We start from the raw sequence: 7338 nt of genomic DNA, 5'->3' as shown, positions 1-7338 counted from the left end.
CCCCTTCCATCATCCCAGCCACGAATAGTTTGCGCACGTAAGTCGGGCAAGACTCCGGACGGGTACGCAAGGGCAAGCTTAGGGTTTGCAACCTTATCAAATGTTGCACCGTTCATTTTCAGAAAGCCGGTCGGCGGTGTTGCCAGCGGCCAGGGAATTGGAGTCCCAACCGGGAGCATAGAGCCTTCTCCCAGACCAACGTTTACGAAAGTGTATATTTCAGGTGCAAATGGCATGATCCCGCCTTTTAGCGAAGGGATTGATCATGCTTATAGGCTATGTACGTGTGTCAACAAATGACCAGAACACAGCATTGCAGAGAAACGCGCTCGAGTGTGCAGGATGTGAACTGATTTTCGAAGATAAGATAAGTGGAAAAACGTCTGACAGGCCAGGCTTAAAAAAGGTGCTCAGAACATTATCAGAAGGTGACACGCTGGTGGTCTGGAAGCTGGATCGTCTCGGTCGTAGTATGCGGCATCTTGTCGTTTTGGTCGAAGAAATGAGGGAACGCGGTATAAACTTCCGTAGTCTGACCGACAGTATAGATACCTCCACACCAATGGGGCGCTTTTTCTTTCATGTCATGGGGGCGCTTGCTGAGATGGAGAGAGAGAGCTTATTGTTGAGCGAACACGGGCTGGCTTAGCTGCTGCGCGCGAAGATGGTCGGATCGGCGGCAGACGACCAAAGTTAACCGCAGAAGAGTGGGCTCAGGCTGGAAGGTTGATTGCTGCAGGTGAGTCAAGAAAACGTGTGGCTATAATTTATGATGTAGGGGTGTCGACGCTATACAAAAAATTTCCTGCGCGGCGTTGAGAAAACGCCACCGCGTCGTCGTATGCAAGAACGGGCGGCGGCGAACTGGCGAACGTTCGATAGTGCGAGTATTGAATGATTGCCAGTGACGGCGGATTGTACTTAAGCAATATGACGGTTCAAGGCGTTTAATCTGAAACCAGCCACATATCAGCCTCTTCAAACATTTCCTGAACAGTACGGCTTATCTGTTCCTTCTCATGCTTACTGGCGTCAGTGTTGATCGCCGGCAATGTCATCATCGGTTTTACCCGGACATCAGCATCAGGGAAGACCCGGTGAACCCTCTTAGTCAATTCGCCCAGAATGATATCTTTTGCACCGGGCAGACCATCAAAATTCCTTTTGTCATAAACGAGTTCCACGAACATTGCTTATTGCCTCTTTACTGGTTGGATATACAGTATTTATACTGTGTTTTTATCCAGTATTCAAGAGAGGGAGTAATGATGCCACGACGCAGCGATATTGAAATAGCCTGGCATGCTTCGATACAGCGAGAACCGAATGGCCGGAAGACTGTCACCACACAGCGGTTTGTCAAGGAACTGAGTAAGGTTAACTGGCACTGGACGCTGAAGCAGGCCAACGATTGGATTGAATGTTATGTGACAACATTCCGCGATGTATCAACGCAGGAAGGCGAGAACCGAACCTTTCAACTGTTCAATCCAAACGGAGGACTTTAGCCATGGGCTTCCCTTCACCGGCCAGCGATTACGTTGAAACAAGGATCTCCCTCGATCAGCAGCTAATCAGCCAGCCCGCAGCGACTTATTTCATGCGGGCATCGCGTTCACATTTCAGGGAAGGGATAATCCAGGGGGCGCTACTTGTTGTGGACGCGTCGCTTTCAGCCTGTGATGGCTCGCTGCTGATATGTGCGATAGATGGGGAATTCAGGATCAAGCGATACCGAACTCACCCTCAGCCCCACCTGATAAATCTGGAGAACGGGAGAAGGGAAGCGCTGCCAGAAGATGGTGATGGCTACAATTCCTCACACGCAATATTTGGAGTTATCACGTACATCATTAATGATGCCAGGAACGCGGAGTTTGATGATTGCCCGGTGATGTAATCACATTGGCTGTATTAGTTCAGAGCCCTGATTTTTCACATTCCCTACGGCACGCGTCACGGCGTGCCATATAAATTTCTCAGCCGGCACGGAACCATCGGCCGCAATTTCCGCAGCTTCTTTCCCTCCAACGTCCTGCCTCATCCATTCGCGAGCAGCATCTGGTGACAGTACCAGTGGCCGCCTATCGTGAATATCTACCAGTCCTTTGTCTGCAGCAGCCGTCACTATCAGAAATCCTTCTGCTTCATCTCCACGTTCGAATGGTGTGCTGCCTATCGCCGCCATGAATATCGGCTGACCATCGGCTCGATGAATGAAGTAGGGCTGCTTTTTATCACCTTCATTTTTCCATTCATACCAGCCATCAGCAAAGCAAATTGCGCGACCATGTTGCCAGAGTGGTTTAAACATTCTGCTGGTGGCCACAGTTTCAGAGCGTGCGTTAATTAGCGGTGGTTTATCCCACCACCCGGGGGCGTATCCCCAGATAACAGGATCGAGATGGAGTTTTTCGTCACGTTCGCTCAGAAGTAGAACTTTGGTGCTTGGCGCGACGTTAAAACGTCCGATTGGTTCGGGATCGTAAGGGATATCGCGTTCTGCTTCTTCAGCAAGCAGAGTAAGATAGTCTTCACGTGTCATTGACTGTGAAAAGCGTCCACACATAGAAACCTCCCAATTTACAACATACAGATAGTATAGAAGTTATAGGCTGCGGACGGTCGACTTATGGGGCAAGGATGGGACAAAAAAGACTGTTATGGGGCATGAATGGGACATTATTGCACACATGAAGTTTACCGAATTTCATGCGAAACTATTTTTTAATGTATTGAATACACTAAAGAAAACACATGCTCTTGGGCGTTCTTTAGTGATTTTTAAAATACCCGCGTCACGCAGTTAAAGTGGCGGGCATACTCTTCAAGGCTGGTGATCCCCAGACGCACCCATTTGGGATGCGCCCACTGGGGTAAACCGATATAAATCATAGCGCTTGCAGGATCTCATCCACGCTGCGTACGCGTGCGATACGCGGGAAAATATGCGTCATGCTGCCCTGATGTTGCTCAGCGCTGGCGGCACTACAGGCGTTTTCTGCAACGATCAGATTAAAACCCAGCTCCCACGCATTTCGCGCCGTCGACTCCACGCCAATATTTGTGGAGATGCCGCACAGGACGATGGTCTCGATGCCCCGACGACGCAGTTGTAATTCCAGATCGGTGCCGTAGAAAGCTCCCCACTGGCGTTTGGTCACTTCGAGGTCGCTGGCGCATTTACCCAGAGCGCTCGGGTAATTCCACCAGTTTTCGGGTAACGCTTTGGCCGGAGCGTGAGCATCAACTGGCTGTTTCAGCGCTTCGGCATAATCGTCAGACCAGCCGACGCGCACCATTACCACCGGGGAACCGTGGGCACGGAGTTTTTCCGCCAACTGCGCGGCGCGGGCAACCACGTCGTTTGCCGAGTATGGGCCGCCAGCGAAAGGCAGGATACCTTCCTGTAGATCAATAACAACAAGAGCGGTTGTTTTTGCGTTCAGTTCCAGCATGATCACTCCAGTAAAAAAAGAATTCCGTTACACCTTAATCGCGAATCAGTGTGAAAGGGACGACAATTTTTGTTATTTTTTGTGAGATTACGCAATGCCCGTCCAGGAAACAGGCGTACAGTCAGTACCGGACTTATCGTGCGGCAGAATTTCCAGTATAATAGCCGCCTTTTTTCATTCAGTTGTGACATTCAGCTAAAGCTGCGACTTCGTCACCTGCGAGACAGGTGACAATCCGCCTGCGGCAAAGTTAAGGGATATCTCATGCGTACAGAATATTGCGGACAGCTACGTCTGTCCCACGAGGGGCAGCAGGTGACTCTGTGTGGTTGGGTCAACCGTCGTCGTGATCTTGGTAGCCTGATCTTTATCGATATGCGCGACCGCGAAGGTATCGTGCAGGTATTTTTCGATCCGGACCGTGCGGATGCGTTAAAGCTGGCCTCCGAACTGCGTAATGAGTTCTGTATCCAGGTTACGGGCACCGTGCGTGCGCGTGACGCGAAAAACGTCAACGCCGATATGGCGACTGGCGAAATTGAAGTGCTGGCCTCCGATCTGACCATCATCAACCGTTCAGACTCGCTGCCGCTGGACTCTAACCATGTAAACACCGAAGAAGCGCGACTGAAGTATCGCTACCTGGATCTGCGTCGCCCTGAAATGGCGCAGCGCCTGAAAACGCGTGCAAAAATTACCAGCCTGGTGCGTCGTTTTATGGACGATCACGGCTTCCTCGACATCGAAACTCCGATGCTGACCAAAGCTACGCCAGAAGGCGCGCGCGATTACCTGGTTCCTTCTCGTGTTCATAAAGGTAAGTTCTACGCGCTGCCGCAGTCTCCTCAGCTGTTTAAACAGCTGCTGATGATGTCCGGTTTTGACCGCTACTATCAGATCGTAAAATGCTTCCGTGATGAAGACTTACGTGCTGACCGTCAGCCTGAATTTACTCAGATCGACGTTGAGACTTCCTTCATGACCGCGCCGCAGGTGCGTGAAGTGATGGAAGCGCTGGTGCGTAACCTGTGGCTGGAAGTTAAAGGTGTGGATCTGGGTGATTTCCCGATCATGACCTTTGCCGAAGCCGAGCGTCGTTACGGTTCTGATAAACCAGACCTGCGTAACCCGATGGAACTGGTTGACGTTGCCGATCTGGTGAAAGGCGTTGAGTTTGCTGTGTTCTCTGGTCCGGCGAACGACGCGAAAGGCCGTGTGGCTGCCCTGCGTGTACCGGGCGGTGCGAGCTTAAGCCGTAAGCAGATCGACGATTACGGTAACTTTATTAAGATTTACGGCGCGAAAGGTCTGGCTTACATCAAAGTCACCGAGCGTGCGAAAGGCCTGGAAGGCATCACCAGCCCGGTTGCTAAGTTCCTGAACGCAGAAATCGTAGACGCGATTCTGGAGCGTACTGGTGCGCAAGACGGCGACATGATTTTCTTCGGTGCCGACAACAAGAAAGTGGTTGCCGACGCGATGGGCGCGCTGCGTCTGAAACTGGGCAAAGACCTGAACATTACCGACGAAGCCAAATGGGCGCCGCTGTGGGTTATCGACTTCCCGATGTTTGAAGACGATGGTGAAGGCGGTCTGACCGCGATGCACCACCCGTTCACCGCGCCAAAAGACATGACTGCCGCTGAGCTGAAAGCTGCGCCGGAAGACGCTGTTGCCAACGCTTACGATATGGTCATCAACGGCTATGAAGTGGGCGGTGGTTCCGTGCGTATTCACAACGGTGATATGCAGCAGACTGTATTCGGCATTCTGGGCATCAACGAGCAAGAACAGCGCGAGAAGTTCGGCTTCCTGCTGGATGCGCTAAAATACGGTACACCGCCGCATGCGGGCCTGGCGTTTGGTCTGGATCGTCTGACGATGCTGCTGACCGGTACTGACAACATTCGTGACGTTATTGCCTTCCCGAAAACCACCGCTGCAGCATGTCTGATGACTGAAGCGCCAAGCTTTGCCAACGAAGCAGCGCTGGCGGAACTGAGCATTCAGGTTGTTAAGAAGGCCGAGAATAACTGATATGAGATACAAACAGCCTGTCTCGGTGTTAGTCGTGATTTATGCAAAGGACACCGGGAGAGTGCTGATGTTACAGCGACGCGACGATCCTGATTTCTGGCAGTCGGTCACCGGCAGCCTTGAAGAGGGTGAAACCGCGTCGCAAGCCGCGATGCGCGAAGTAAAGGAAGAGGTCGCCATTGATGTTGCGACTGAGCAACTGACCTTAATTGACTGTCAGCGCACGGTGGAATTTGAGATTTTTAGCCATTTACGTCATCGCTATGCGCCGGGAATTGAGCGTAATACTGAATCCTGGTTTTGCCTGGCACTTCCCTCTGAACGAGAGATCGTGTTCACCGAACATCTGACCTACCGTTGGGTTAATGCGCACGAAGCCGCGCAGTTAACCAAGTCGTGGAGTAACCGGCAGGCGATTGAAGAGTTTGTAATTAACGTCGCCTGAAAAGGCGCGCTTTTTGGAGAGATTATTTATGGCAGGTCATAGTAAATGGGCCAACACCAGACATCGTAAAGCAGCGCAGGATGCTAAACGCGGTAAAATTTTCACCAAAATCATTCGTGAGCTGGTGACGGCAGCCAAACTGGGCGGCGGCGATCCGGATGCTAACCCACGTCTGCGCGCCGCGGTTGATAAAGCGCTGGCAAATAACATGACCCGTGACACCCTGAACCGTGCAATCGCGCGTGGTGTTGGTGGCGACGATGATGCGAACATGGAAACCATCATCTATGAAGGTTACGGTCCTGGCGGAACAGCCGTTATGATTGAGTGTCTGTCTGACAACCGTAACCGTACTGTTGCGGAAGTGCGTCACGCATTCACTAAAACGGGCGGCAACCTCGGTACCGACGGTTCCGTAGCTTACCTGTTCAGCAAAAAAGGCGTGATCTCTTTTGAACAAGGCGACGAAGACGCCATTATGGAAGCGGCACTGGAAGCGGGCGCTGAAGACGTTGTGACCTTCGACGACGGCGCGATTGACGTTTACACCGCATGGGAAGAGATGGGCAAAGTGCGTGATGCGCTGGAAGCGGCTGGTCTGAAAGCGGACGCGGCTGAAGTGTCTATGATCCCCTCCACCAAAGCGGATATGGATGCAGAAACGGCACCGAAGCTGATGCGTCTGATCGATATGCTGGAAGACTGCGACGACGTGCAGGAAGTTTACCACAACGGCGAAATCTCCGATGAGGTTGCTGCAACGCTCGAATGATGTGGTTAAGCCATAAACTAACAGGAGATGCGTGATGTCTATCATTCTCGGCATTGACCCGGGGTCGCGCATCACCGGTTATGGCGTAATCCGTCAGGTCGGCAGACAGCTGACCTACCTCGGTAGCGGCTGCATTCGCACCAAAGTCGACGATCTTCCATCACGTCTGAAGTTGATTTATGCGGGCGTGACGGAAATCATCACCCAGTTCCAGCCCGACTATTTTGCCATTGAGCAGGTCTTTATGGCAAAGAATGCCGACTCGGCGCTAAAGCTGGGGCAGGCGCGCGGCGTGGCGATCGTTGCGGCTACCAATCAGGATCTTCCGGTCTTTGAATACGCGGCCCGCCAGGTAAAACAGACCGTGGTGGGTATCGGCAGCGCGGAAAAAAGCCAGGTTCAGCATATGGTACGCACGCTGCTAAAACTCCCGGCAAATCCGCAGGCGGATGCCGCGGATGCGCTGGCGATTGCTATTACCCATTGCCACGTCAGCCAGAACGCCATGCAAATGAGCGATTCGCGGCTGAATCTGGCGCGAGGTCGGTTACGTTAGTGACAAATGAGGCTGGATATCTATCCAGCCTTTTTTTATGATAGCGCATTACCTTTTAGCCCTTAACGCA

8 protein-coding genes and 4 pseudogenes are annotated in these 7338 nt (G+C 52.1%); 6 read left to right on the top strand and 6 right to left on the bottom strand.

The genetic code is table 11. The features are described 5' to 3' along the window. A partial coding sequence (locus B9P82_RS15180; RefSeq protein ID WP_143704278.1) for a tail fiber protein occupies window positions 1–236 on the bottom strand: 236 nt, incomplete at its 3' end. Window positions 237–265: 29 nt separating this feature from the next. Here B9P82_RS15180 and B9P82_RS15175 point away from each other — a divergent pair. Then, window positions 266–819, top strand: a pseudogene (locus B9P82_RS15175) (recombinase family protein). Between the two features lie 128 nt (window positions 820–947). Here B9P82_RS15175 and B9P82_RS15170 read toward each other — a convergent pair. Together B9P82_RS15170 and B9P82_RS29000 are read right to left on the bottom strand one after the other, a co-directional pair. Further along, entirely contained in the window at window positions 948–1190 is a 243-nt protein-coding gene (locus B9P82_RS15170) for a DinI family protein (RefSeq protein ID WP_047414238.1), read from the bottom strand. A 93-nt stretch (window positions 1191–1283) separates the two neighbouring features. Continuing rightward, a pseudogene (locus B9P82_RS29000) lies at window positions 1284–1388 on the bottom strand (hypothetical protein); the annotation flags it as partial. A gap of 6 nt (window positions 1389–1394) precedes the next feature. Between B9P82_RS29000 and B9P82_RS15165 the strand changes: the two are divergent. Further along, window positions 1395–1900, top strand: a pseudogene (locus B9P82_RS15165) (S24 family peptidase). On the opposite strand, the gene B9P82_RS15160 reads toward B9P82_RS15165, so the two are convergent. The 3 genes and pseudogenes from B9P82_RS15160 to B9P82_RS15150 all read right to left on the bottom strand — a co-directional run bounded on the left by B9P82_RS15160 (window position 1901) and on the right by B9P82_RS15150 (window position 3458). Further along, window positions 1901–2569, bottom strand: a complete 669-nt coding sequence (locus B9P82_RS15160; protein WP_101700559.1) for an SOS response-associated peptidase — start codon at window positions 2567–2569, stop codon at window positions 1901–1903. A 230-nt stretch (window positions 2570–2799) separates the two neighbouring features. After that, window positions 2800–2895, bottom strand: a pseudogene (locus B9P82_RS28995) (hypothetical protein); the annotation flags it as partial. Beyond that, window positions 2892–3458, bottom strand: coding sequence for a hydrolase (locus B9P82_RS15150; RefSeq protein ID WP_101700558.1), 567 nt, complete (start codon window positions 3456–3458; stop codon window positions 2892–2894). The pseudogene B9P82_RS28995 and the gene B9P82_RS15150, both read right to left, overlap by 4 nt. A 264-nt stretch (window positions 3459–3722) precedes the next feature. On the opposite strand from B9P82_RS15150, the gene aspS reads away from it, so the two are divergent. From aspS to ruvC, 4 genes are read left to right on the top strand one after another with little or no spacing between them, the layout of a single operon-like run. Continuing rightward, a complete protein-coding gene (gene aspS, locus B9P82_RS15140) occupies window positions 3723–5495 on the top strand; it encodes an aspartate--tRNA ligase (RefSeq protein WP_016153415.1) in 1773 nt (590 codons plus the stop codon). Between the two features lies 1 nt (window position 5496). Beyond that, a complete protein-coding gene (gene nudB, locus B9P82_RS15135) occupies window positions 5497–5940 on the top strand; it encodes a dihydroneopterin triphosphate diphosphatase (RefSeq protein ID WP_016153414.1) in 444 nt (147 codons plus the stop codon). Between the two features lie 28 nt (window positions 5941–5968). After that, a complete protein-coding gene (locus B9P82_RS15130; protein ID WP_016153413.1) occupies window positions 5969–6712 on the top strand; it encodes a YebC/PmpR family DNA-binding transcriptional regulator in 744 nt (247 codons plus the stop codon). 34 nt (window positions 6713–6746) lie between these two features. Further along, a complete protein-coding gene (ruvC, locus tag B9P82_RS15125; protein ID WP_049269096.1) occupies window positions 6747–7268 on the top strand; it encodes a crossover junction endodeoxyribonuclease RuvC in 522 nt (173 codons plus the stop codon). Window positions 7269–7338 lie beyond the last annotated feature (70 nt).

It is taken from the genome of Citrobacter sp. L55 (genome assembly GCF_002850715.1).
Taxonomy (GTDB): domain Bacteria; phylum Pseudomonadota; class Gammaproteobacteria; order Enterobacterales; family Enterobacteriaceae; genus Citrobacter; species Citrobacter braakii.
This window is presented reverse-complemented; position numbering and strand designations above follow the sequence as displayed.

Coding starts and splice junctions, on each gene's coding strand:
- ruvC (WP_049269096.1), top strand. CDS start 6,747: ATGTCTATCATTCTCGGCATTGACCCGGGGTCGCGCATCACCGGTTAT.
- B9P82_RS15130 (WP_016153413.1), top strand. CDS start 5,969: ATGGCAGGTCATAGTAAATGGGCCAACACCAGACATCGTAAAGCAGCG.
- B9P82_RS15160 (WP_101700559.1), bottom strand. CDS start 2,569: ATGTGTGGACGCTTTTCACAGTCAATGACACGTGAAGACTATCTTACT.
- B9P82_RS15150 (WP_101700558.1), bottom strand. CDS start 3,458: ATGCTGGAACTGAACGCAAAAACAACCGCTCTTGTTGTTATTGATCTA.
- nudB (WP_016153414.1), top strand. CDS start 5,497: ATGAGATACAAACAGCCTGTCTCGGTGTTAGTCGTGATTTATGCAAAG.
- B9P82_RS15170 (WP_047414238.1), bottom strand. CDS start 1,190: ATGTTCGTGGAACTCGTTTATGACAAAAGGAATTTTGATGGTCTGCCC.
- aspS (WP_016153415.1), top strand. CDS start 3,723: ATGCGTACAGAATATTGCGGACAGCTACGTCTGTCCCACGAGGGGCAG.